Annotated in this window: 24 protein-coding genes; 16 read left to right on the top strand and 8 right to left on the bottom strand. The window is 70.1% G+C overall.

The features are described from left to right. The first annotated feature begins 79 nt into the window (after window positions 1-79). Window positions 80-1000, top strand: a complete 921-nt coding sequence (locus PKA16_RS07240) for an AEC family transporter (protein ID WP_324401809.1) — start codon at window positions 80-82, stop codon at window positions 998-1000. A gap of 58 nt (window positions 1001-1058) precedes the next feature. On the opposite strand, the gene PKA16_RS07235 is transcribed toward PKA16_RS07240, so the two are convergent. Continuing rightward, window positions 1059-1730 (bottom strand): phage baseplate assembly protein V, encoded by a 672-nt coding sequence (locus tag PKA16_RS07235; protein ID WP_324401808.1) that lies wholly within the window; start codon window positions 1728-1730, stop codon window positions 1059-1061. A gap of 397 nt (window positions 1731-2127) precedes the next feature. Continuing rightward, window positions 2128-3225, bottom strand: a complete 1098-nt coding sequence (gene queG / locus PKA16_RS07230) for a tRNA epoxyqueuosine(34) reductase QueG (RefSeq protein ID WP_324401807.1) — start codon at window positions 3223-3225, stop codon at window positions 2128-2130. Between queG and tsaE the strand changes: the two genes are divergently transcribed. The 3 genes from tsaE to PKA16_RS07215 are packed head-to-tail and all read left to right on the top strand — an operon-like array spanning window position 3214 to window position 5461. After that, window positions 3214-3714: a tRNA (adenosine(37)-N6)-threonylcarbamoyltransferase complex ATPase subunit type 1 TsaE gene (tsaE, locus tag PKA16_RS07225; RefSeq protein ID WP_324401806.1), complete on the top strand. Its 501-nt coding sequence runs from the start codon at window positions 3214-3216 to the stop codon at window positions 3712-3714. The genes queG and tsaE overlap by 12 nt on opposite strands. Beyond that, a complete protein-coding gene (locus PKA16_RS07220) occupies window positions 3711-5078 on the top strand; it encodes an N-acetylmuramoyl-L-alanine amidase (protein WP_324401805.1) in 1368 nt (455 codons plus the stop codon). Before tsaE ends, PKA16_RS07220 begins: the two co-directional genes overlap by 4 nt. 50 nt (window positions 5079-5128) lie before the next feature. After that, the gene (locus PKA16_RS07215; protein WP_324401804.1) at window positions 5129-5461 is read left to right on the top strand and encodes a cupin domain-containing protein; all 333 of its coding nucleotides are present in this window, start codon (window positions 5129-5131) and stop codon (window positions 5459-5461) included. Between the two features lie 75 nt (window positions 5462-5536). Here PKA16_RS07215 and PKA16_RS07210 read toward each other — a convergent pair whose 3' ends face one another. Continuing rightward, complete coding sequence (locus tag PKA16_RS07210; protein WP_324401803.1) at window positions 5537-6199, bottom strand: DedA family protein; 663 nt, start codon at window positions 6197-6199, stop codon at window positions 5537-5539. Further along, window positions 6200-6874 (bottom strand): hypothetical protein, encoded by a 675-nt coding sequence (locus PKA16_RS07205; protein WP_324401802.1) that lies wholly within the window; start codon window positions 6872-6874, stop codon window positions 6200-6202. A gap of 29 nt (window positions 6875-6903) precedes the next feature. On the opposite strand from PKA16_RS07205, the gene mutL reads away from it, so the two are divergent. The 4 genes from mutL to PKA16_RS07185 all read left to right on the top strand — a co-directional run bounded on the left by mutL (window position 6904) and on the right by PKA16_RS07185 (window position 12997). After that, a complete protein-coding gene (gene mutL, locus PKA16_RS07200) occupies window positions 6904-8730 on the top strand; it encodes a DNA mismatch repair endonuclease MutL (protein ID WP_324401872.1) in 1827 nt (608 codons plus the stop codon). Next, window positions 8730-9683: a tRNA (adenosine(37)-N6)-dimethylallyltransferase MiaA gene (miaA, locus tag PKA16_RS07195; protein ID WP_324401801.1), complete on the top strand. Its 954-nt coding sequence runs from the start codon at window positions 8730-8732 to the stop codon at window positions 9681-9683. Before mutL ends, miaA begins: the two co-directional genes overlap by 1 nt. 132 nt (window positions 9684-9815) lie before the next feature. Continuing rightward, window positions 9816-11582, top strand: a complete 1767-nt coding sequence (locus PKA16_RS07190; protein WP_324401800.1) for a DUF1800 domain-containing protein — start codon at window positions 9816-9818, stop codon at window positions 11580-11582. Between the two features lie 11 nt (window positions 11583-11593). Further along, the gene (locus PKA16_RS07185; RefSeq protein ID WP_324401799.1) at window positions 11594-12997 is read left to right on the top strand and encodes a DUF1501 domain-containing protein; all 1404 of its coding nucleotides are present in this window, start codon (window positions 11594-11596) and stop codon (window positions 12995-12997) included. 82 nt (window positions 12998-13079) lie between these two features. Here the strand turns inward: PKA16_RS07185 and PKA16_RS07180 are convergent, their stop codons facing one another. Further along, on the bottom strand, window positions 13080-13508 hold the full coding sequence (locus PKA16_RS07180) for an Hsp20/alpha crystallin family protein (protein WP_324401798.1): 429 nt from the start codon (window positions 13506-13508) through the stop codon (window positions 13080-13082). 206 nt (window positions 13509-13714) lie between these two features. Here PKA16_RS07180 and PKA16_RS07175 point away from each other — a divergent pair, with 206 nt between their 5' ends. Both PKA16_RS07175 and trmB read left to right on the top strand, forming a co-directional pair. Continuing rightward, window positions 13715-14647, top strand: a complete 933-nt coding sequence (locus PKA16_RS07175; protein WP_324401797.1) for an inositol monophosphatase family protein — start codon at window positions 13715-13717, stop codon at window positions 14645-14647. Continuing rightward, window positions 14644-15381, top strand: a complete 738-nt coding sequence (trmB, locus tag PKA16_RS07170) for a tRNA (guanosine(46)-N7)-methyltransferase TrmB (protein WP_324401796.1) — start codon at window positions 14644-14646, stop codon at window positions 15379-15381. The genes PKA16_RS07175 and trmB overlap by 4 nt, the downstream gene beginning before the upstream one ends. A 7-nt stretch (window positions 15382-15388) precedes the next feature. Here the strand turns inward: trmB and PKA16_RS07165 are convergent, their stop codons facing one another. After that, the gene (locus tag PKA16_RS07165) at window positions 15389-15940 is read right to left on the bottom strand and encodes a hypothetical protein (protein ID WP_324401795.1); all 552 of its coding nucleotides are present in this window, start codon (window positions 15938-15940) and stop codon (window positions 15389-15391) included. A 108-nt stretch (window positions 15941-16048) separates the two neighbouring features. On the opposite strand from PKA16_RS07165, the gene PKA16_RS07160 reads away from it, so the two are divergent. Next, a complete protein-coding gene (locus PKA16_RS07160) occupies window positions 16049-16996 on the top strand; it encodes an MBL fold metallo-hydrolase (protein WP_324401794.1) in 948 nt (315 codons plus the stop codon). Window positions 16997-17458: 462 nt separating this feature from the next. Here the strand turns inward: PKA16_RS07160 and PKA16_RS07155 are convergent, their stop codons facing one another. Beyond that, window positions 17459-17947, bottom strand: coding sequence for a TlpA disulfide reductase family protein (locus PKA16_RS07155; RefSeq protein ID WP_324401793.1), 489 nt, complete (start codon window positions 17945-17947; stop codon window positions 17459-17461). Window positions 17948-18080: 133 nt separating this feature from the next. Between PKA16_RS07155 and PKA16_RS07150 the strand changes: the two genes are divergently transcribed. Continuing rightward, complete coding sequence (locus tag PKA16_RS07150; RefSeq protein ID WP_324401792.1) at window positions 18081-18917, top strand: isocitrate lyase/phosphoenolpyruvate mutase family protein; 837 nt, start codon at window positions 18081-18083, stop codon at window positions 18915-18917. Between the two features lie 15 nt (window positions 18918-18932). Here the strand turns inward: PKA16_RS07150 and PKA16_RS07145 are convergent, their stop codons facing one another. Continuing rightward, a complete protein-coding gene (locus tag PKA16_RS07145) occupies window positions 18933-19625 on the bottom strand; it encodes a TetR/AcrR family transcriptional regulator (protein WP_324401791.1) in 693 nt (230 codons plus the stop codon). Between the two features lie 230 nt (window positions 19626-19855). Between PKA16_RS07145 and PKA16_RS07140 the strand changes: the two genes are divergently transcribed. The 4 genes from PKA16_RS07140 to PKA16_RS07125 all read left to right on the top strand — a co-directional run. Continuing rightward, a complete protein-coding gene (locus PKA16_RS07140) occupies window positions 19856-20608 on the top strand; it encodes an SDR family NAD(P)-dependent oxidoreductase (RefSeq protein ID WP_324401790.1) in 753 nt (250 codons plus the stop codon). Between the two features lie 407 nt (window positions 20609-21015). Then, a complete protein-coding gene (locus PKA16_RS07135; RefSeq protein ID WP_324401789.1) occupies window positions 21016-21399 on the top strand; it encodes a PepSY domain-containing protein in 384 nt (127 codons plus the stop codon). Window positions 21400-21459: 60 nt separating this feature from the next. After that, complete coding sequence (locus PKA16_RS07130; RefSeq protein WP_324401788.1) at window positions 21460-22011, top strand: DUF308 domain-containing protein; 552 nt, start codon at window positions 21460-21462, stop codon at window positions 22009-22011. Window positions 22012-22128: 117 nt separating this feature from the next. Next, window positions 22129-23021 (top strand): serine hydrolase (locus tag PKA16_RS07125; RefSeq protein WP_324401787.1); only part of this gene is annotated, 893 nt, incomplete at its 3' end.

Below are 23021 nucleotides of genomic sequence, written 5' to 3'. Positions count from 1 at the left end.
CGATAATCGTAACGACAAGTCGGGGCCTGCGCCAGTCGGCCCGACCGCGCGTGCCGACCCGGGCCGCTATGCTCGCGCGGTGCACCTCATTGAACTGCTGCTGCCCGACTTCTCGCTGATCCTGGTCGGCTACCTGCTGTGCCTGCACACGCCCCTGAACCGTCCGGTCTGGCTGGCGGTGGAGCAGCTGGTCTACTACTTCCTGTTTCCGGTGTTCCTGTTCCAGTCGATCGTGCGCGCGCCGCTCGACCTGCACACCGCTTCCACCCTGATGGGTGCCGGCCTGGCCCTGGGCGCCAGCGGCATCGTGCTGGCCTACGCCCTGCCCCACCTGCCGGGCCTGCGCGGGCGCTTCGATGCACGCGAGCACGCGGCCAGCGCGCAAATCGCGTTTCGCTTCAATTCGTTCATTGGCCTGGCCATGGCCGAGCGCGTGGCCGGCCCGGTCGGCCAGCAGATGATCGCAGTGCTGATCGGCGTCTGCGTGCCACTGGCCAACGTGGGTGCGGTCTGGCCGATGGCGCGGCACGGCGAGCGCGGCTTTGGCCGCGAGCTGGCGCGCAACCCGCTGATCATCGCCACCCTGCTCGGCCTCGCGGCGAATGGCCTGGGCCTGCTGCCACCGGCGTGGCTGGGCGGCACGCTGCAGCGCATCGGCTCGACCTCGATCGCGCTCGGCCTGATGGCCGCCGGCGCCGGCATGCAACTGCGCAGCGTGGCCGACAACAAGGCGCTGGGCGCCGGCGTGCTGGCGATCCGCCACGTGCTGCAGCCGCTTGCGGCCTGGCTGCTGGCGCGGGCCTTCGGCCTGGGCGCGGTCGAGACCACGGCGCTGCTGATCTTCTCGGCCCTGCCGACCTCGTCGAGCTGCTACGTGCTGGCCGCGCGCATGGGCTACAACGGCGCCTACGTCGCCGGACTGGTGACACTGTCGACCGCGCTGGGCGCGCTCAGCCTGCCATGGGCGCTGGCGTATCTCGCCCCCTACCCGGCCGGATGAGACGTCGCATTCAGGGACACGGCTGACGACGCGAGCGACGCCGGCCGTGTCCGGCGAATCACCAGACGCTTCCCGCTCCCGGGGTGTAGCTCGACGCGACGACGCTGTTGGCGATCAGGGTGTCGCATTTCAGGACTCCCGAGCACTGGACCATGCCGGCGTCGACCTTGACCGTTGAGGCGCTGATCTTGAGAGCCGACCCGGCGTCGATGACCACCTCCCCGGAGCTGGTCAGGCGGATCCGGCACCCGCTGCGGTGCTCGATCACGATTTCATCCGCCGCTTCGTCAAGCACCAGTCGCTGGCCGCCGGGGGTCGCGATCGTTGCCCGCGCGGCGCCTGGCGCATCGTCGAAGCGCAGCACGCTGCCGGCACGCGACGTCCACGTGCGCATGGGGTGGCCTGCCTGCACCGCCTCCGGTGGCTTGTGCCCGGCGCCCCAGCAGGCCCCGACCACGCAGGGCCGGTCCGGATCGCCGGCCTCGAACGCGATCATCACCTGCGCGCCCACATCGGGCATGGCCTGGAAGCCCTGGCCATCGCCGGCGTGCGGCGTGAGCAGCGTGGCCCAGGCCTCGGCCCGCCCCCGCACGGGGCTGCCCGGCGCCACGAAAGTCACCTTCACGCGGCCCTCGCTCTGTGGATCGACCGGGTCCGCGACCGTGGCGCGGTACAGCCCGAACCAGCGTGGGTCCTTCTCGTCGCGGCGCAGCGTGAGGGCAGCTGTCATGGTGTTTCTCCGAATCGCGGAAGCCTGGCATGCCAGGCGAAGGGAGCCCGAACCGCCGCACGCGGCAGCGGCACAGCCCGGTCTTCCGGCACGAGAGCCGGTGCTCGCCATTCTCAGGCAATCGATGCGGCAGGGCACGCAACGCCCGCAGCGACGCTGGCCACCTGGCGCCGCGCCGCAGCGCCCGCATGGAGCGCTGCATGCACGGCTGCCGAGTCCGCACACGGGTCCCGCGGAAGCCAGCCGACCGACAAGCCATGCGCATCCAAGCGCACGCACGCCCTGAACCGTGAACACTTCACGGTTGACACCACGCGCTGGATGCTATAAGAATGACAGCGAGCTATGCTCGCCAGGTAGCTGTGATTGATGGAAAATCATGGCAACAAGCATCATGTCAACACGCCAGGGCCCACTTCACATGCTCGCGCACCAGCACGCTCGGATGCTCCGCGCGTGCGTGCAGTGCAGCGCGCAGGGGCTGGCGCCGCGCATCACCCTCGGGCAGGGCCGCCAGCGCGTTGCCCAGCGCGACCGCGATGTTGCGCAGCCAGCGCTCATGGCCGATGCGCCGGATCGGGCTGCCTTCGGTGCGCTGCAGGAACTCGGCCTCGCTCCAGGCAAACAGCTCGACCAGGCTGGCGCCCGCCAGGCCCGCGCGCACGTCGAAATCGGGCAGCTCGCTGCGCCCGGCGTACTTGTTCCAGGGACAGGCGGTCTGGCAGTCGTCGCAGCCGTAGACGTGGTTGCCCAGTTGCGGACGCAGGGCCTCGTCAATCCGTCCGTCGTTCTCGATCGTCAGGTAGGAGATGCAGCGGCGCGCGTCAAGCCGGTACGGCGCCACGATGGCTCCGGTCGGACAGGCGTCGATGCAGGCGGTGCAGCTGCCGCAGTGGTCGGTGGTGGGCGGCGTCGGCGCCAGCGCGACATCGACGTAGATTTCTCCCAGGAAGAACATCGAGCCGGCCTCGCGCGACAGCGTGAGCGTGTGCTTGCCGCGCCAGCCCTGGCCACTGCGCGTGGCCAGTTCGACCTCCAGCACGGGCGCCGAGTCGCTGAAGACGCGGTGGCCGAAGGCCCCGAGGTGCGCCGCGATGCGGTCCTGCAGCTTCTGCAGGCGCGCGCGCACCACCTTGTGGTAGTCGCGGCCGCGTGCATAGACCGAGATCACGCCTTCCTCGGGCCGCAGCAGGCGCGCGCGTTCCGCCGCGGCCCAGTCGTCCGGCGCGTCGCGCGGCAGGTAGTCCATGCGCGCCGTGATCACGCTCAGGGTCCCGGGCACCAGCTTGGCCGGACGGGCGCGCCTGAGGCCGTGCGCCGCCATGTAGTTCATGCGACCATGGAACCCGGCAGCCAGCCACTGCATCAGACCGGGTTCGGCACTGGACAGGTCGACATCCGCCACGCCGACGTGCGAAAAACCCAGTTCCCGCGCCCAGTCACGTACCGACGCCAGGAACGCCTGCGAATCAATGCGCCCGCCATGCCCAGTCACCCGCCCATTGTAGAAAGTCGACCGACGCTGGAGCTGGTGTGGCACGACGAAGCCGACACTGCGGCATGGGCGCGTACGCTGGCCCGCCAGTCGGGGCTGCGTGATGCCTGCATCGAGCTGCGCGGCGAGCTCGGCGCGGGCAAGACCACCTTCGTGCGCCACCTGCTGCGCGCGCTCGGAGTGCGCGGCCGCATCAAGAGCCCGACCTACGCGCTGCTCGAACCGCACGAGGGTCCGGATGGCCTGGCGATCTCGCACTTCGACTTCTACCGTTTCGGCGATCCGCGCGAATGGGAAGACGCGGGCCTGCGCGACGTGTTTGTCGCGCCGGGCCTGAAGCTGGTCGAATGGCCGGAGCGCGCCGCGCCGCTGCTGCCAACCGCCGACCTGGTGCTGGAACTGCGCGTCGAAGCGGACGCACGGCGCGCCGTGCGCGTGCACGCGCACACGGCGCTCGGTGCGCGCCTGCTGCAGGGATTGTCGGCATGAATCGGCCCGGCTCGCACGCACCTTCGCGCCGCGCCGTGCTCCAGGCGGGCGGTCTGGTGCTGCTGCTGGGCGCGCGCGAGATCGCCCATGGGGCGGGCATCATGGCGGTGCGCATCTGGCCCGCGGAGGATTACTCGCGCGTGACGATCGAATCGGACAGCGCGCTGCGGGCGACGCACCGCCTGGTCGGCTCGCCGCCACGCCTGGCGGTCGACATCGAGGGCCTGCAACTGGACCCGACGCTGCGCGAGCTGGTGGCCAAGGTGCGCGCCGACGACCCGAACATCGCCGGCATCCGGGTCGGCCAGAACACGCCCAGCGTGGTGCGCCTGGTGGTCGACCTCAAGCAGGACATCCGGCCCGAAGTGTTCACGCTGGACCCGGTGGCGGCCTACCGGCACCGGCTGGTGTTCGACCTCTACCCGAGCCGCCCGCCCGATCCACTGGCCGAGCTGATCGCCGCACGCATGAAGGACCTGGGTGCCGCCCCGCGCGCACCCGGCGCCTCGCGGCCCGCGCCCGACACCTTGGGCGACCTGATCGCGCGCCAGATCGAGCGCGCCAACACGATGACCGGCGGCGGCAGCGCCGTCGCGCGTGCGCCAGCGCGCCCTCAGGCGCCCAGGCAGGCCGCCGTCACCGACCGCCTGATCATCGTGGCGCTCGACCCGGGACACGGCGGCGAGGATCCGGGCGCCATCGGCCCCGGCGGCACGCGCGAGAAGGACGTGGTGCTGCAGATCGCGCTCAAGCTGCGTGATCGCATCAACAGCAGCGCCGTGGCCGGCAACCCGATGCGCGCCTACCTGACACGCGATGCCGACTTCTTCGTGCCGCTGGCCACGCGCGTGCAGAAGGCCCGGCGTGTCGGCGCCGACCTGTTCGTCAGCATCCATGCCGACGCCTTCATGCGCCCCGAGGCGAGCGGCGCCAGCGTCTACGCGCTGTCCGAGCGCGGCGCCTCGAGCACGGCGGCGCGCTGGCTCGCCAGCAAGGAAAACGATGCCGATCGCATCGGCGGCGTCAACGCGAGCAGCAGGGAATCGCTGGTGCAGCGCGCGTTGCTGGACATGAGCACGACGGCCCAGATCCGCGACAGCCTCAAGCTCGGCCACGCCATGCTGGGCCACATCGGCACCGTCGGCCGACTGCACAAGGCCAGCGTCGAGCGCGCCAATTTCGCCGTGCTGCGCAATCCCGACGTGCCCAGCGTGCTGGTCGAGACCGCCTTCATCAGCAACCCGCAGGAAGAGCGCAAGCTGCGCAGCCAGGCCTACCAGGACGAGCTGGCGGATGCCCTCATCAGCGGCATCACCAAGTACTTCGCCGCCAACCCGCCGCTGGCGCGCAGCCGACAGGTGTAGGCTCGGGGCCAGGCCGTGCGCGGACACGGCGTTCCACAGAGGAGCATCTCATGGCACAACCGCACCTGGCCCCGGGACAGATCGGCAGCGTGCTGCCGCTGGGCGACAAGCTGGCCCAGACCCCCTCCTACGCGCTGCTGAAGGCGCCGCAGCTCGAGGTGATCCGCGTCGTGCTGCTGGCCGGCAAGACCATGCCGGGCCACCAGGTGGCCGGCGAGATCACCGTGCAGTGCCTGGAGGGCGTGGTGGACTTCCGCATCGGCGAAACCATGCAGCGCATGCACCCGGGCGACTTCCTGCACCTGCCCGGCGGCGAGCCGCACGAACTGACTGGCGTGCAGAATGCCTCGCTGCTGGTGACGATCTGCCTGGTGCCGGCTTGAAGCTCGGCTCGGTGTTCTCATCAGGGCTTGAGCACATCGGGCCTCGAACTGGTCTCGGGGCCGCACGCCTGGCGCTCAACGCGGAGCGCGCACGGCCGCACGCTCTGCCCGTCCGGCCCGCCAGCCGCCGTACAGGGCAATCAGGCCGGGCACCAGGATCAGCGCCCAGATGATCTTCGAGAGATTGGCCTGCACCCAGGACAGGTTGCCGAACAGGTAGCCCGCCGTCACCAGGCCCAGCACCCAGATCAGCGCGCCGGCGACGTTGTAGAGCGTGAAGCTGGCGCGCCGCATGTCGGCGACGCCAGCCACGAAAGGCACGAAGGTGCGGATGAAGGGCATGAAGCGCGCCAGGATCACCGTCACGCCGCCGTAGCGCTCGTAGAAGGCGTGCGCCTTGTCGAAGGCGCGGCGGTTGAACCAGCGCGAGTCTTCCCAGCGGAACACCCTGGGCCCGAAGAAACGGCCGATGCTGTAGTTGCACTGGTCGCCGCCGATGGCGGCCACCAGCAGCACCGCGCACGCCAATGGATAGCTCATGTGGCCAGCCCCCGCCATCGCCCCTGCCACGAACAGCAGCGAGTCGCCGGGCAGGAAGGGCATCACCACCACGCCGGTCTCGACGAACACGATCAGAAGCAGCAGCGCATAGACCCAGGCACCGTGCTGCGCCACGAAGGCACCCAGGTAGCGGTCGACGTGCAAGATGAAATCGATCAGTTGCAGCGCCAGATCCAATCAGAATCTCCCTGCGGAGCGCACGTAGACCTGCGCCAGTCCGCGGCCCGGAACGTAGATGTACTCGTAGTCCAGGTTCCCACGGGTGGCGCGCCAGCGGTATTGCACGGCACCGGGCACGTCGTCGTAGACACAGGAGAGCTTGACGATCTCAATCGATGTCTGGCCCGCGGACTCTCCGCGGCTCGTGTGGTAGGTCATGTCGTAGCTGCGCGTCTCGCCCTGCTTCCAGAGACCGACGGGAAACTTTCCCTCGTTGGTGGAGTTGCCCCAGCGCTGGTCGTAGACGCGTCCGATGGCGTCGCCGCCAGCCACCAGCGCAAAGCGCTCGTGCGCCTGCGGCACCTTGCGTTCGTAGACCTCGTAGGTCACCCCGCCGGCTCCGACCCACGACACCGGTCCCCGCAGCTCGGTTTCGCCGCGCCAGACCTTGCCATCGGGCGATCCCGCAACATAGGAATAGCTGCGGTCCACGGGCAGGAACTTCAGCTCCGGAACCTGCGGCAGCGGCAGGCCGTTGAGCAGCTCCACTGGCAGGAAGCGCTCCTGCGCCTGATCATCGGCGGCGCACTCGAGCAGCGCGGGGGTCGTGCCGGTCTCGCCCGCGGCAGCGCGCGCGGCGCCGGCAGCCGCCAGGACCAGCAACAGAAGCAGGGCGCGCAAGCTGTTCGGCATGCCCGGTACTGTAACCGCAAGGTCCTAGAATCGGCGCGGTGACCGCACCACCGAAACGCCCCATCCGGGAATTGCCGGACGAGCTGATCAGCCAGATCGCCGCGGGCGAGGTGGTCGAGCGTCCGGCCTCGGTGGTGCGCGAACTGCTGGACAACGCACTCGACGCCGGCGCCACGCAGATCACCGTGCGCCTGCTGGCCGGCGGCGTGCGCCTGATTTCGGTGGAAGATGACGGCGCCGGCATCGCCCCGGACGAGCTGGCCATCGCCCTCAAGCGCCACGCCACCAGCAAGATCGCCAGCCTGGCGGAACTGGAGGCGGTGAACACCATGGGCTTTCGCGGCGAGGCGCTGGCCGCCATCAACTCGATTGCCGAAACCGCCATCCTGACGCGCGCCGCGCAGCAGGGCCAGGCCGTGCGGCTGGACGGGCGCAGCGGCGAACTGCGGCCCGGCGCGCGCGCCCAGGGCACCACGGTGGAAGTGCGGGAACTGTTCTTCAGCGTGCCGGCGCGGCGCAAATTCCTCAAGAGCGATGCCACCGAACTGGCGCATTGCGTCGAGGCCGTGCGACGCCACGCGCTGGCGCGCCCGGACGTCGGCTTCGCCATCTGGCACGAGGGCCGGCGCGTCGAACAGTGGCCGCGCCAGGCGGGTGCCGACGCGCTCGACCGACGCCTGGCGCAGGTGCTGGGAGACGACTTCCTGGCGCGTTCCGTGGCCATCGACCACCGTGCCGGGCCGCTGCACATCACGGGCCGGGCCGGCGTGCCGGACATGGCGCGGGCGCGCGCGGACCAGCAGTACGCTTACGTGAACGGCCGCTACGTGCGCGACAAGGTCATCATGCATGCTGTGCGCGCCGCCTACGAGGATGTGCTGCACGGCCAGCGCCAGCCGGTCTACGTGCTGCGCCTGGCCATCGATCCGGCGCGCGTCGACGTCAACGTCCACCCGACGAAGATCGAAGTGCGCTTTCGCGACGGTCGCGAGGTGCACCAGGCCGTGCGTCAGGCAATCGAAGGCGCGCTGGCGATCCCGCGTGCCACGCTGCTGACGGCCGACAGCGCAGGCGACGCGCAAGCGGACCGGCTGCCCGGCCCTGGTGCGGCAGCGCTGGCCTGGCCCGGCCCGACGCAGGCCTGGCTGCACCTGGGCGCGCCGGCGCCGGCGGCAGCGACCCAGGCGGTGGCCGAGTTGCAGACGCTCTGGCAGGCGGCACCGGGCGGCACGACCCTGGTGGCGCCGACCGACGCGCCGGTGGTCGCCTCCGACTGGCCCCTCGGGCGCGCACTGGCGCAGCTGCAGGGAATCTACATCCTGGCGGAAAACCACCAGGGGCTGGTCATCGTCGACATGCACGCGGCGCACGAGCGCATCGTGTATGAACGGCTCAAGGCCCAGCTCGAGGGCGCGCGGATCGCCAGCCAGCCGCTGCTGATTCCGGCCACCTTCGCGGCGACGCCACAGGAGGTTGCCTGCGCCGAAGCCCACGGCGAGACGCTGCAGCGGCTGGGACTGGAAATCGGCGCCTTCTCGCCACGCACCCTGGCGGTGCGTGCCGTGCCCAGCGCGCTGGCGGGCGGCGACGTCGTCGAGCTGGCGCGCAGCGTGCTGGCCGAACTGGCCCAGCACGAAGCCAGCACCGTGATCGAGCGCGCCCGGCACGAACTGCTGGCGACCATGGCCTGCCACGGCGCCGTGCGCGCCAACCGCCGCCTGACGCTGGAGGAAATGAACGCCCTGCTGCGCCAGATGGAAGCCACCGAGCGCTCCGACCAGTGCAACCATGGCCGCCCGACCTGGCGCCAACTGGGTCTGCGCGAACTCGACGCGCTGTTCCTGCGCGGGCGTTGATGTCCGTCCCGCCCCTGCGAGCCGTGTGCCTGGCCGGCCCCACTGCCAGCGGCAAGAGCGCGCTGGCGCTCGCGCTGGCGACGCATGTGCCACTGGAGATCATCAGCGTCGATTCGGCCCAGGTCTATCGCGGCCTGGATATCGGCAGCGCCAAGCCGACGGCGGCCGAGCGCGCCGCCGTGCCGCACCACCTGATCGACGTCCGCGACCCGACCGAACCCTACAGCGCCGCCGAGTTCGCGCGCGATGCGCGCCGGCTGGTGCTTGAAATCCAGGCGCGGGGGCGACTGCCGTTGCTGGTGGGCGGAACCATGCTGTACTTCAAGGCCCTGCTGGAGGGGCTGGACGAACTCCCGCCGGCCGATCCGGCGCTGCGCCGCGCACTCGAGGCCCAGGCGCGGACCCACGGCTGGCCGGCGCTGCACGCCGAACTGGCCACAGTCGACCCGGTCACGGCGGCGCGCCTGGCGCCGGCCGACAGTCAGCGCATCCAGCGTGCGCTCGAGGTGTGGCGACTCACCGGACGGCCCTTGTCATCCTTTCATGCGGAGCACGGGACTGCCCGGACGCGGCCGTCACCCGGTGCGATGCCGCCCTTCTTTTCGCTCGAACCGGACGACCGGGCCTGGCTGCACGCACGCATCGCCGCCCGCTTCGACGCCATGCTGGCCGCCGGCCTGCTGGACGAGGTGCGCGCCCTGCGCGCGCGCGGCGACCTCTCGCCAGCGCTGCCCGCGCTGCGCGCTGTCGGCTACCGGCAGGCCTGGCAGGCGCTGGATGAGCACTGGCCGCCCGGGCAGCTGCGCGAACGCGTCATCGCCGCCACGCGCCAGCTCGCCAAACGCCAACTGACCTGGCTGCGTGCCGTGCCCGGGCGCCGGCGCCTGGTGGCCGACGCCGCGGACGCCCAGGCGCGAGCCCTGGACGCGATGCTTCAATCGATCCGAACATGACCAGGATGCGACCGATTCGCAACAGCTGATCCCGAAAGTCGTGCAATCCCGCACAGGAACGCGCGCGAATCGGGTGTAATGCGGCCCGGGAGCGAGAGCCCGGACGCAGCCCGCCAGAGGCGCCCGGGATCCATGGAGACCGAGGACCGCATGACGACGATCGACATCCCGGCGGGCACCCCCAGCGTGGCCGCGCCCATCCTGCCGACCGCCTCACCGACCGACCCTGCCGTCCTGTCGCCTCCGCGCGAGACTGGCCGCGCTGCCCTGGCGGCGGGGTTGGCGACCACCCTCGCCGCCTGTGGCGGCGGTGGCGACGAGTCCGCATCCGGTGGCCTGCCGGACCCGCCCTACGAGATTCCTGGCCCCGACACCGACGCCGAGGCCGCGCGCTTCCTGCAGCAGGCACAGTTCTCGTCCAGCGAGACCGAGATCGCCGCGGTGCGCGCCAAGGGCTACGCGCGCTGGCTCGAGGAGCAGATGAGCGCACCACGCTCCGCCAGCGGCTGGGACTGGCTGGTGCGCGGGGGCTACCAGAAAACCGACATCCGCTTCAACAACTACGCCGACCGCATGATGTGGCACCAGCTCATCATGGCGCCCGACGCAGTGCGCAAGCGCGTGGCGCTGGCGTGGTCCGAGATCCTGGTGGTTTCCAGCAACGGCATCGATGGCTACTGGCCCTCGTTTGCCATGGCCGCCTACTGGGACCTGCTGAACCAGCACGCCTTCGGCAACTTCCGCGAGCTGCTGGAGGCGATCACGCTGAACCCGGCCATGGGCGCCTACCTGAATACGCTGGGCAACCGCAAGGCCAATGCCGCCGGGCGCGTGCCGGACGAGAACTACGCGCGCGAGGTGATGCAGCTGTTCACGATCGGCCTGCACGAGTTGAACGTCGACGGCAGCCTGCGCGGCGGCCGGGCCACCGAAACCTACGGCGCCGCCGACGTCAGCAACCTGGCCTGCATCTTCACCGGCTACGAGCTCGACAAGAACGGCAACGAACACACCACGGATCCGGCCCCCTACAGGAAGCCCATGCGCTTCAACGCAGCACGGCACGCCAATGATGACGTGAGCTTCCTGGGCCAGACCGTGCCGGCCGGCGATGGTCCGACGCGGCTGCGCCAGGCGCTGGACATCCTGTTCAACCACCCCAACGTTGGGCCGTTCCTCGGCCGCCAGCTGATCCAGCGCCTGGTGACGAGCGACCCCAGCGCAGACTATGTCCGTCGCGTGGCAGCGGCCTTCGATGACAACGGCGCCGGCGTGCGCGGCGACCTGCGCGCCGTCACGCGTGCCGTGCTGCTCGATCCGGAGGCGCGGCAGGACCCGACGCTCAAGGGACCAGCCTGGGGCAAGCTGCGCGAGCCGATGCTCCGCCTGGTGCAATGGGCACGCACCTTCGATGCGAAATCCAGCGATGGCCAGTGGATCCTGTGGGACTTGTCGGATCCTTCCGACGAACTGGGCCAAAGTCCGCTGCGCAGCCCTTCGGTGTTCAACTTCTTTCGCCCCGGCTACGTGCCCCCGGGCACGGCGCTGGCCATGCGTGGCCAGGCCGCGCCAGAGTTCCAGATCACCAACGAGACCTCGGTGGCGGGCTACCTGAACTTCATCCAGGACGTGATTGCCTGGGGCGTCTGGGGCAACAGCACGAGCAAGGTCTGGGTCGAGAACTACACCCGGGAAATGGCCCTGGTGAACGATCCGCTGGCACTGGTGGCCCGACTCAACCTGCTGCTGGCCGCAGGCCAGTTGTCCAGCGCCACCATCACCATCATTCGCGACGCGCTGGCGGGCATCAATCCAGACAGCGACTGGGCGCGCAAGCAGCGCATCTGGTCGGCCATCGCGCTGGTGATGGCCTGCCCCGAATACCTGGTGCAGAAATGAGGCAGCGAGCCATGACCGACCTGAATGCAAGCACCCGGCGCGCCTTCCTGCAGCGCCTGGGCCACCTGGGCGTGGCTGGCACGGCCGCACCCTGGGCGCTGAACCTCGCCGCCATGGGGGAGGCCGCGGCCTTCACGGCCACCGACTACAAGGCGCTGGTCTGCGTCTTCCTCTACGGCGGCAACGACCACGGCAACACCGTGATCCCCTGCGACAGCACCGGCCATGCCGAATACCTGTCGGTGCGCGAAACGCTGGCGACCCCGCGCGCCAGCCTGGACGCGACGGCCCTGGACGGCAGCGGGCTGCCGGCCGGACGCCAATACGCGCTGGCACCGCAACTGGCGCCACTCAAGCCGCTGTTCGACAGCCGCCAGCTCGCCATCCAGCTCAACGTCGGGCCGCTGGTGCAGCCGACCACGCTGGCGCAGTACCAGGCGCGCTCGGTGCCGCTGCCGCCCAAGCTGTTTTCCCACAACGACCAGCAGTCGGTTTGGCAGAGCTCCGGTGCCGAAGGCGCGGTCAAGGGCTGGGGTGGCCGCCTCGGCGACCTGGCGCTGACCAGCAACGGCGGCAACGCCCTGTTCACCTGCATGTCGGTCACCGGCAACGCGGTGTTCCTGTCGGGCAACCAGGCGCTGGCCTACCAGATCGGCGAAGGCGGTGCCATTGCCGTCAAGGGCGTGACCGACACCAAGGATGGCATGTACGGCGCCGCGGCCTGCCGCGAGGCCTTGCGCACCCTGGTCACGCAGGACCGCGCGAACCTGCTGGAAAAAGAGCTCAACCGCATCACCGGGCGCTCGATCGCTTCGCATGCCACGCTGGCGGCCGCGCTGGCCGGCAGTGAAGGGCAGTTCGACGCCGCGCTGCCCGACAGGGTGGCGGACCGCAAGCGCACCCTCAACCAGCAGCTCAAGATGGTCGCGCGCCTGATCGCGGCGCGCAGCGCGCTGGGGCTGAAGCGCCAGGTGTTCCTGGTCTCGCTCGGCGGCTTCGACAACCACGACCAGTTGCTGGAGCGCCACCCGGCACTGTTGAGCCAGGTCGGCGACGCCCTGGCCGGCTTCCAGCAGGCGCTGGACGTCCTCGGCGTGGCGCCCCAGGTGACCACGTTCACTGCCTCGGATTTCGGCCGCACCATGACGTCCAACGGCGGCGGCACCGACCACGGCTGGGGCAGCCACCACTTCGTGCTCGGCGGCGCCGTCAAGGGCGGCTTCTACGGTGCACCGCCGACCCAGTTGTTGAACGGCCCCGAGGACGTCGGCCAGGGCCGCCTGCTGCCCAGCACGTCGGTCGACCAGTATGCGGCCACGCTGGCGCGCTGGTTCGGCGTCACCAACAGCGAGCTGCCGCTGGTGGCGCCCAGCATCGCCAACTTCAGCCAGCGCGATCTGGGCTTCCTGGGCTGAAGCGCGCGGTCTGACGCCGGGGCTTCAGGCGGAATGAAAAAGCCGCCTCGCGGCGGCCTTTTCATGGGCGCGACCGCGGTGCTTACTCGATCGCCAGGCGCTGCGAGCCGCCGGCAGCCTTCTTCGGCAGCGTCAGCGTCAGCACGCCGTTGTCGTACTTCGCCTTCGCGCCAGCCTGGTCGATGTCGGCCGGCAACTGGAGGCTGCGCGACACGGCCCCATAGTAGCGCTCGCTGCGCAGGACCTTTTCATCGCTGGTCTGCGTGTCCTGCTGCTTGACTTCGGCACTCACGGTAACGACGTTGCCGTCGATCGAGACGTTGATCTCGTCCTTGGCGACGCCGGGCACCTCGGCCTGCACGGTATAGGCGTTGCCGTTCTCCGTGACGTCGATCCGGATCTGGGCCGGGCGCGGCAGCGGATCGCCATGCAGGGGCTTGACGAAGAAGCCGGGGGCGAAGTCGTTGAAGAAGTCGTCGAACAGACGGCTGCGCATGAGTTGACTGGGCATGATGCTCTCCTTTGGGTTCACACGATGCGGCGTGATTGCCTGATACAGGCGATCTGGGGCCAGCCAGCGGCTTTTCAAGTGCCTGCCCACAGCCGCGTTGGACACCGGCCATTTCGGCAGCGCTCTCCGAGTCGTGGGAAAATATGTGTTTGTCTGGCGCCATCGCGCGCCTCGCGGCGTCGTTCGCGCGGTTCTTCCCACAAGTCATGTCGTCCTCCCTGCATCCCATGCTCAACGTGGCCGTCCGAGCCGCGCGCGCCGCTGGCGCCATCATCAACCGCGCCGCACTCGACGTCGAGGCGGTGCGCATCTCCCAGAAGCAGGTCAACGACTTCGTCACCGAAGTCGACCAGGCCAGCGAAACCGCCATCATCGACACCCTGCTGGCGGCCTATCCGAGCCACGGCATCCACGCCGAGGAGTCGGGCCGCACGCGTGGCAACCCGAATTCCGACCACGTCTGGATCATCGACCCGCTGGACGGCACCACCAACTTCATCCACGGCTTTCCCGTCTACTGCATCAGCATTGCCCTCGCGGTGCGCGGCCGTGTCGAGCAGGCCGTGATCTACGACCCGGCACGCAACGACCTGTTCACCGCCACGCGTGGACGCGGCGCCTTCATGAACGACCGCCGCATGCGCGTGAGCAAGCGCACGCGGCTGCGCGAGAGCCTGATCAGCACCGGCTTTCCGTTCCGCCGGGGCGACGACTTCGACGGTTACCTGCGCATGATGGGCGACATGATGCGGCGCACGGCGGGCCTGCGTCGCCCCGGCGCGGCAGCACTGGACCTGGCCTACGTGGCCGCCGGCTTCACCGACGGCTACTTCGAAACCGGCCTGAAGCCCTGGGACGTCGCGGCCGGTTCGCTGCTGGTGACCGAGGCCGGCGGCCTGATCGGCAATTTCACCGGCGAAACCGGCGATCTGCTGGAACAGGGCGAGCACGTGGCCGCCAACCCGCGCCTGTATGCGCAGCTGGTCGCGGTGCTGCAGCCGCACTCTCGCTTTGCACACCCGGCCGCGGCGCCACGCGAGGCCGGCGCGCCACGGGCGGCGCTGTCGCTGCCACGCGACGAGGAAGCTCCAGCCGGGCCGGCCGCCGCGCAGCCGGTGGCCCACGACGGCACGCGATGACGGGGGCCCCTCCCCGGACTGCGGCCGCGCCCGTGGGCGTCGCGCACCCGCGCGCAGTCCGGAGCTTCGTCACCCGTCCCGGCCGCATGACGGCCGGGCAGGCGCGCGCCATGGCCGAGCTCGGGCCGCGCCTGCTGCTGCCCTACGCGCCAGACACGCCCGACCTGGTGGCCGCCTGCCGGGACGCCGCGGCTGCGCGGGGCCACGCGCCCGCTCGCACCGTGCTGGAAATCGGCTTCGGAATGGGCCAGGCCACGGCGCACATCGCCAGCCTGCAGCCGGACACCCTGTTCATCGGCTGCGAGGTACACGAACCCGGTGTCGGCGCCCTGCTCAAGCTGGTCGGCGCGCTCGAACTCGAGAACGTGCGCATCGTGCAACACGACGCGGTCGAAGTGCTGCGCGACATGATCGCGCCGGGCACGCTGGACGGCATCCACGTCTTCTTTCCGGATCCCTGGCCGAAGAAACGCCACCACAAGCGCCGCCTGATCCAGCCACCCTTCGTGCACGAACTGGCGCTGCGGCTGAAGCCGGGCGGCATCCTGCACTGTGCCACCGACTGGCAGCCCTACGCCGAGCAGATGCTGGCGGTGCTCGGGGCCGAACCGCTGCTGGTCAACACCGCGGAAGGTTTCGCGCCGCGTCCCGACTACCGTCCGCTGACCAAGTTCGAGCAGCGCGGCCTGCGCCTGGGCCACGGCGTGTGGGACCTGGTATTCCAGCGCGCCTGAGGTGCCCTCAGGCAGCGTCCAGCGCGCCCAGTTCGGTCAGCGTGGCCGCCTCCAGCGGGCTATAGTCGCTGGCGGCACGCTCCTCGCGACGCGCAATCAGGCGCTGACGCACCGAGTCGCGCAGTTCGAGCACGCGCGCCTCCAGACTGGCCGGACCGGTCTCGGCGCTGTTGAAGGCGCGCACGATGGCGGCGATGTGGCCCGAACTCACGGGTGCATGCGGCCGCACGGCGGCTGCCGTCAGGTCATCGCCATCCAGGATGACGAGTCGCAGATGCCAGTGAGGGGCACTGCCCAGTTCGCCAAACTCACGCAGCTTGCGCCGGAAATAGGCCTGGAAGTGCTGTCGTTCGGTGCGCGGCACAAGCTGGCGTGTCTCGATGCGCAGCCACACGCCCACGCGCCCGCGCTCATCCCGCGTGAGCACGCAGTCACAGCGACCAACCAGGCCGACGTGACGCATCAGGTACTGAACCGCGGCGCGCACCCGGCGAATGCGCGCACGGCGCGTGAAGATCGGCCAGCCGGCCCCCTGGATAAACTGCACGATGTCTTGCACCCTGGTACCTCGTACGCGAACACCGCCCTGATTGGTCGAAACTTTGATGTTACTTAAGATTCATCTTGTACCAATTTTGGATGACTTCAGCAAATCCTGGCAATCCATATGCGGGTAAACACCAATCCTGCCGCCCTGCCCGATGACATCCGCGTGTTCGACCGGGGCTGGCTCTCCTCCAGCAACGTGCTCTGCCTGGGCGATCGCCCGGCACTGATCGATACCGGCCACGTCAAGCACGCGGACCAGACCGTGGCCCGCGTGCGCGCCGCGCTGGACGGGCAGGCGCTGGCCACGATCGCCCACACGCACCTGCACAGCGACCATTGCGGCGGCACTGGCGCGCTGCAGGCGGCCTGGCCGGCAGCCACGACCTGGGTACCCGAAGTGTCGCTCGCGACCGTTCAGGCCTGGGACGAGCAGGCGCTCACCTTCGGCGAGACGGGACAGCGCTGCGCGCGCTTCCGGGCCGAGCGCGGCCTGCGCCCGGGCAGTTCGGTGCGCCTGGGCCGGCGCCAGTGGGACATCCACCCCGCGCCCGGTCACGACCCGCTGGCGGTGCTGTTGTTCGAACCCGAGGCGCGCCTCCTGGTCGCGGGTGACGCGCTGTGGGAGCACGGCGTCGGGCTGATCTTCCCGGTGCTCGACGGCAGCGACGGATTCGTGCCCTACCTGCGCACGCTGGACGCCATCGAAGCGCTGCAACCGGACTGGGTGATCCCCGGCCACGGACCGGAGATCGCCCGCGCCACCGGCGCCATCGACCGCGCCCTGGCGCAGGCACGAAGCCGCATCGCACACTGGCAGGCTCACCCCGAGCAGCACGCCCTGCACGCGGTGCGCGTGATGATCAAGTACCAGTTCATGGACGTCGAGGCCATGCCCTGGGCCGAATTCGCGCACTGGATCGACACCTCACCGCTGCTGCGACAGGTGCACCAGCACTGGGGCGCGGGCGAGGACTGGGAAACCTGGTGGCGCCAGCTCGTCGACGCCATGGTGGCCAAAGGCACGCTGGGTCGCACCGCCACCCACATCCTCGACCACCCCGGCTGAGGTCCAGGTCGCGGTCGTGCCGCCCGTGCGCAGGCGAGCGGCGCCGGCCCGCACCGGCGGGGCGGCTGTCAGCAGCGTCATCGACCCCCAGGGGGCCACCGGTCCGGCGTCAATCGCACGGGAGCCCGGTCAGCCTGAGGCGACACTGAACAAGTCCCCGTGATGCGGCGCGCCGTGCATGGAGAATGGGATGCAAGGCTGAGTGCCGCGGCTCCAGCGCTGCCTGCGCAGCGCTGGACGGCACGAAGAGGGCCCGAGCCTGGCGGGTCCGCGCCCTGCAAGGGCGCGCAGGCCGCGCGCCGGTGTGCCGCGCGACACGCCACGCCGCATGGCGCGGCGCGGGCCGTGCTGGTGGGCACACAGCGCGCTCACCCAACCCGTGAGCGTGACCGAAGCGGCCAAGCCCAATGTCCATGCGGCCTTCGAGAAGCTCACGAGCGTCAGCTGCGGAATCTGATGGGGTCAGTCTTCGGCCGGTTCGGCCAGCAGCGTGCCGATCGCGACGCCCAGGGCCAGGTCCTGCACATGGCCGAACGCGTGCTGGCGCAACCGCCCCTGGCGATCGACCAGCACCAGGGTCGGCGTGCCCTGCATGCCGTAGGCGCGCATCGTCATCGGCAGGCCGCCCTGCCCATCAGGCCGATCGACACCGATCGGGAAGCTCAGGCGGTTCTCGAAGATGTAGGCCTCGAGCGACACCGGCTGCATCGCCTCGTGGTGCTCGAATACCGTGTGCAGGCCCAGCACCGCAACCCCGCGCCGGCCGAACTGCTCATGCACCTGCTGTGCCTGCGGCGTCGCCAGCCGCACGCAGGCAGGACACAGCATCTGGAAGGCGTGCAGCAGGACCACGCGGCCGCGCAGCGATGCCAGCGTCGGTGCCGCTTCCGCGTTGAACCATTGGCTGACGTCCAGCTCTGGCGCCGGGTAGGCAGGAACGGTGTGCGGCATGGCGGAGTCCTCGGTTCGCTCGCGATCCATTATCGACAGGCCGCCCGCGGTCACCGCGGCGCGCCAGCTGAACCCCTGCCAGGCGTGGTGGCAGGAGCTGCGGGACTACGATCACGGCCAGGAGACCGACCCCATGCACACCACACCCACCCCCGAATCGATTCGCGCCCGGCGCGCCGCTTTCCGGCAATTGCACGCCTCGGGCTGCTTCCTGATCCCGAACCCCTGGGACGTGGGTTCGGCGCGCTATCTTGCGAGCCTGGGCTTCAAGGCCCTGGCCAGCACCAGTTCGGGCGCTGCCTGGGCGCGCGGCCAGCCCGATGGCGGCATGCCGCTCATGCAGGTGCTGGAGCATCTGCGCGAACTGGTCGCGGCCACTGAACTGCCGGTCAACGCCGATTTCGAGAAGGGTTTTGCCGACGATCCCGAAGGCGTGGCGCGCAACGTCGCGCTGGCGGTGGATACCGGCGTGGCCGGGATCTCGATCGAGGACTCGACCGGCAATGCGGCTGCGCCGCAGTTCGAGTTCGCGCTGGCGGTGGAGCGCGTGCGCGCCGCGCGTGCCGCCATCGACGCGAGCGGACAGGACGTGCTGCTGATCGGCCGCGCCGAGAACTTCTTCCTCGGCCGGCCCGACCTGGACGACGCGATCCGCCGCCTGCAGGCCTACGCCGAGGCGGGTGCCGATTGCCTGTACGCGCCCGGCATCGCGACGCGCGAGCAGATCGGCGCCGTGGTGCGAGCCGTGGCGCCCAAGCCCGTCAACGTGCTGATGGGTCGGCCGAGCGAGCTGACGCTGGACGATCTGAGCGCTCTCGGCGTGCGCCGCGTCAGCGTCGGCGGCGCGCTGGCACGCGCGGCCTGGGGCGGCCTGCAACGTGCGGCGCGCCTGCTGGCCGAGCCCGGGCGCTTCGACGGCTTCGAAGGTGCCGCCGACCATCACGCGCTCAACCAGCTGATGGCGAATTGATCGCGGGGCGTCGAATCACACTGGCGCCGGGGCGCTGCCTTCGCCCAGCAACTGGCACAACAGCTCCACGTGCGCCGCGCGAAAGCCGGAATCGGGGACGCTGCCCGGGCCGAACAGCGCCTGCCACAGCAACACGTGCATCACCGGCGAGAGCGCGAGCCAGGGGTGGCGCAGCAGCAGGTTGTCGATGCCGACCTGGGCACCCAGCCGCTCGCGGATCAGCGCGGCCACGCGCTGCGCGCGCATCCGCGTGACGCGGTCGCGCCACTGATCGATCGAGCGCGGCACGCGCTCGCGCTCGGCCACGAGCAGGCGCAGCAGAACCACGGCAGCGGGGTTCAGCAAGGCGGCGTGCAAACGGTCCACGATCCACTCGGCCAGCGCCCGCGTGCCAGCCCGGCTGGGCCCCGGCTGGGGCATCTCGTCCCAGTCGATCCAGCGCAGCGCGCGTTCCAGCAGGGCCTGGAAGATCGCTTCCTTGCTGTCGAAATGCGCATACACGCCGCCCTTAGACAGCCCGCCGCGACGCGCGATGTCGTCGATGCGCGTGGCCGCAAAGCCACGCGCGGCGAACTCCTGCAGCGCGGCGTCCAGGATCTGACTGCTGCGCTCCTGTGGCGGCAGGCGGCGACGCGACGGGCCGTCCCCACCCCCCGCAACCGCGCGGAACGGGACCCTGGCGTCGGTTGTCGGCTCTGGCTTTTCCATGCGTTCGATGATATGCTAAAGACTGACTGGTCGGTCATTAATAACATGCAAACCACGATCCACCGAATCCCCTCAGTTGCCATCGGCAAGACATCGGTGAGATCCATTTCTGCGCCATCGGGCCACACATCCACGCGCGCGCACCAGTCCGGTGCACATCATGACGCCGCGCTGCCGCACACGAATCCAGGTGTCCAGCCGCAACGCAGCACATTTCCAGAAGGATCGCCATGAAATACAGCTTCAAGGGCAGCACCGTCCTCGTCAGCGGCGCGGGCTCCGGCATCGGCGCCGCCACGGCCCACCTGCTGGCGGCCAACGGGCTGAACGTCGTCGTCTCCGATCTGCAGATCGCCCCGGCACAGCGCGTGGTGGACGCGATCGTCCAGGGCGGTGGTCGTGCGATCGCGCACGCCGGCGACGTGGCCCGGCCGGAGACGGCGCAGGCCGCGGTCGACTGCGCGCTGGAGCACTTCGGCGCCCTGCACCTGGCCGTGAACAACGCCGGCGTCGGCACCGCGCCGCGCCCGGTGGCCGAGATGACCCCGACCGACTGGCAGTTCATCATCGACATCAACCTGAGCGGCGTGATGCACGCGCTGCGCGCCCAGATTCCGGCCCTGCTGCGCGCGGGGGGCGGCGCCATCGTGAACGTCTCGTCGATCCTCGGCCTGGTGGGCAGCGCGGGCGCGCCCGCCTACGTGGCAGCCAAGCACGGCGTCACCGGTCTCACGCGCTCCGCCGCCCTCGCCTATGCAGCGCAGGGGGTGCGCATCAACTCGGTGCACCCAGGTTACGTGCAGACTCCCATCCTGGACAACCTCGACGCCGAGATGCTGGCCGGCCTGGTGGGCCTGCATGCCATCGGCCGCATCGGTCAGCCGGATGAAATCGCCCACGCCATCGCCTTCCTGCTGTCCGACGCCGCGAGTTTCATGGCCGGCAGCACGCTGGTGGTGGACGGCGGCTACACGGCTGCATGACAGGAATCTGCCTCGAAGAACGATGGATGGTGGATGGCGCCGATCCCATGGCCGGGCCGTCCCGGGTCATGCGGACGCCGGCCCGTGCAGTTCGCCGATCCGCTTGAACGCGCAGCGGCATCCGGCTTGCTTCGATGCACCGTCACGTCACCCAATTCAACCTGGAAACGGCCGTTGACCGCTTGCAACCTTCTCCAAACCCGCATGGCCATGGACGTTGGCAGCTTCTCTCCCGTTCACCCCGTGGGTGAGCACGCCACACGCCCGCCAGCACCACTCTCGCCGCGCCATGCGTCGTTGATCGTCCTTGCGGGCACGCGCCTGCCGCGTCCTCTTGCCTCGCCTGCCATGCCGACAGCGGCACTGGCGGACGCGTCCAACTGCCGTTTCCAGGTTCAAAGCAAGCCATGGACAAGACCTCAAGACCGTACGTTCCTGCCGCCCTGGAAGCGCTGACGGCCGCACGCATGCTCCTGTTCCCGGGCTATCGCTGGGCCCTCGAGCTGGGCACCCAAATGACGGCGCTCACACTCGAGTTGCTGCGCGCGCAGCAGGCGGCCCTGGACCACCTCGCGTCCGATCCCCGCCAGCCACTGGCGCCTCCCGGTGCCCGGTTGACGATCCGCGACATCCATGATCGCGTGGCCGCTGCCGGCTTCCGCGAAATCAGCGAAATCGAGTGGGAAGACGGCTGCTACGAAGTCGAGGCGCGCGATGCCCGGGGACAGGCATTCGAACTGCGGGTCAACGGCAGCAACGGTGCGATCGAGGACATCGAGGCGCAGGACTGAGCGTCCCGCCGGCCCGACACAGCCCTTCCAGATCGAACCACGGAAAGAAAGAAGAACGACATGCGCTCATTGATGCACCTCGCGGCCCGTCACTGGTGGCTATTGCTGCTGCGCGGCCTGCTGGCGATCGCCTTCGGCGCCATGGCGCTGGCCTGGCCGGGGCCGACGGCAGCGGCGCTGGTGCTGCTGCTGGGCGCCTACCTCGCGGTCGACGGCGCGTTCGGCCTGCTCGACTGCATCCGCCACTGGGGCCTGCTGCACGACCGCTGGCTGTGGCTGCTGGAGGCCCTGCTCAGCCTGGTGGCCGGGACGGTGGCGCTGCTTGTGCCAGGCCTGACGGCGCTGGCGCTGCTGATGGTGATCGCCGCCTGGTCCATCGCCGCCGGGCTGCTGCGCATCGCGCTGGCGATCCGGTTGCGCAAGCTGATCGAGGGCGAATGGCGACTGGCGCTGGGCGGCCTGCTGTCGATCGCCTTCGGCATCCTGCTGTTCGTCCTGCCGGAAGCCGGCATGGTGTCGCTGGTCTGGCTGGTCGGCATCTGGGCATTGCTGCTCGGCGGCGCGTTCATCGCGCTGGCGCTGCAGCTGCGCCGGCTGGGCCGCGCGCTGTGAAACGGCGCCCCGCACCGACACGACAGGAACCGGACGATGCATAAGCCCGCATCATTCGGGTCGTGTGGACCGGCGACCATCATCGTCGGCGACGGCGCGCGGGAGCTGGGCTGAGCCATGATGAACCCCCGTCGCTTCGCCCTTGCCGCCACGCTGGTCCTCGCCGCCATGGCCCACGCCCAGACTCCCCTGCCCGCCGACGCCTCCGACCCGCGCACCATGGGCTGGATGCAGGGCTTTCCGCCGCCGGCGGACAAGACCATCCGCTTCACCGACCCGGACTACTTCAGCTTTCCCAGGCTGCGCTGGACCGTGTGCCACTTCCGCGAGCTGATGCCGACGGCCGGGGTCGATCGCGGTCCCGGCGCCGCCAGCGCGCTGCCGGTGGCGCTGGATCCCGGCATCGACGCGGTGCGCTTCACCCCGCTGGGTGGCGACACGCCCATGACCTGGGCCCAGGCCTTCGACGCCAATACCACCGACGGCCTGATCGTGCTGCAGCACGGCCGCATCGTCCATGAGCGCTATGCCGGCTGCCTGGATCAGCACACGCTGCACGGCGCAATGTCGCTCACCAAGTCCGTCACCGGCCTGCTGGGCGAGGTGCTGGTGGCCGAGGGTGCGCTGGACGAGAACGCCCGCGTCGGCGCGCTGATCCCGGAGCTGCAGGAGAGCGCCTTCGGCGACGCCACGGTGCGCGAGGTGCTGGACATGACGACGGCGCTGCAGTTCTCCGAGGACTACGCCGAACCGAAGGCCGAGGTCTGGGCCCATGCACAGGCCGGCAGCCTGCTGCCGCCGCCACCGGGTTACGCCGGGCCGCGCAGCTACTACGAGTCGCTGCAGCAGATCAGGAAGAGCGGCACGCACGGCCAGGTCTTCGGCTACAAGACGCCCAACTCTGACGCCCTGGGCTGGCTGCTGGCGCGCGCGAGCGGCAAGCCTGTCCACGAGTTGCTGGCCGAGCGCATCTGGCGCCGCATCGGCGCCGAGCGCGAGGCCTTCTACAC

Origin of the sequence: Ottowia sp. (genome assembly GCF_035325765.1) — a bacterium.
GTDB lineage: Bacteria > Pseudomonadota > Gammaproteobacteria > Burkholderiales > Burkholderiaceae_C > Ottowia.
Note: the sequence above shows the minus strand (reverse complement) of the source record. Positions and strands in the feature narration are given on the sequence as shown.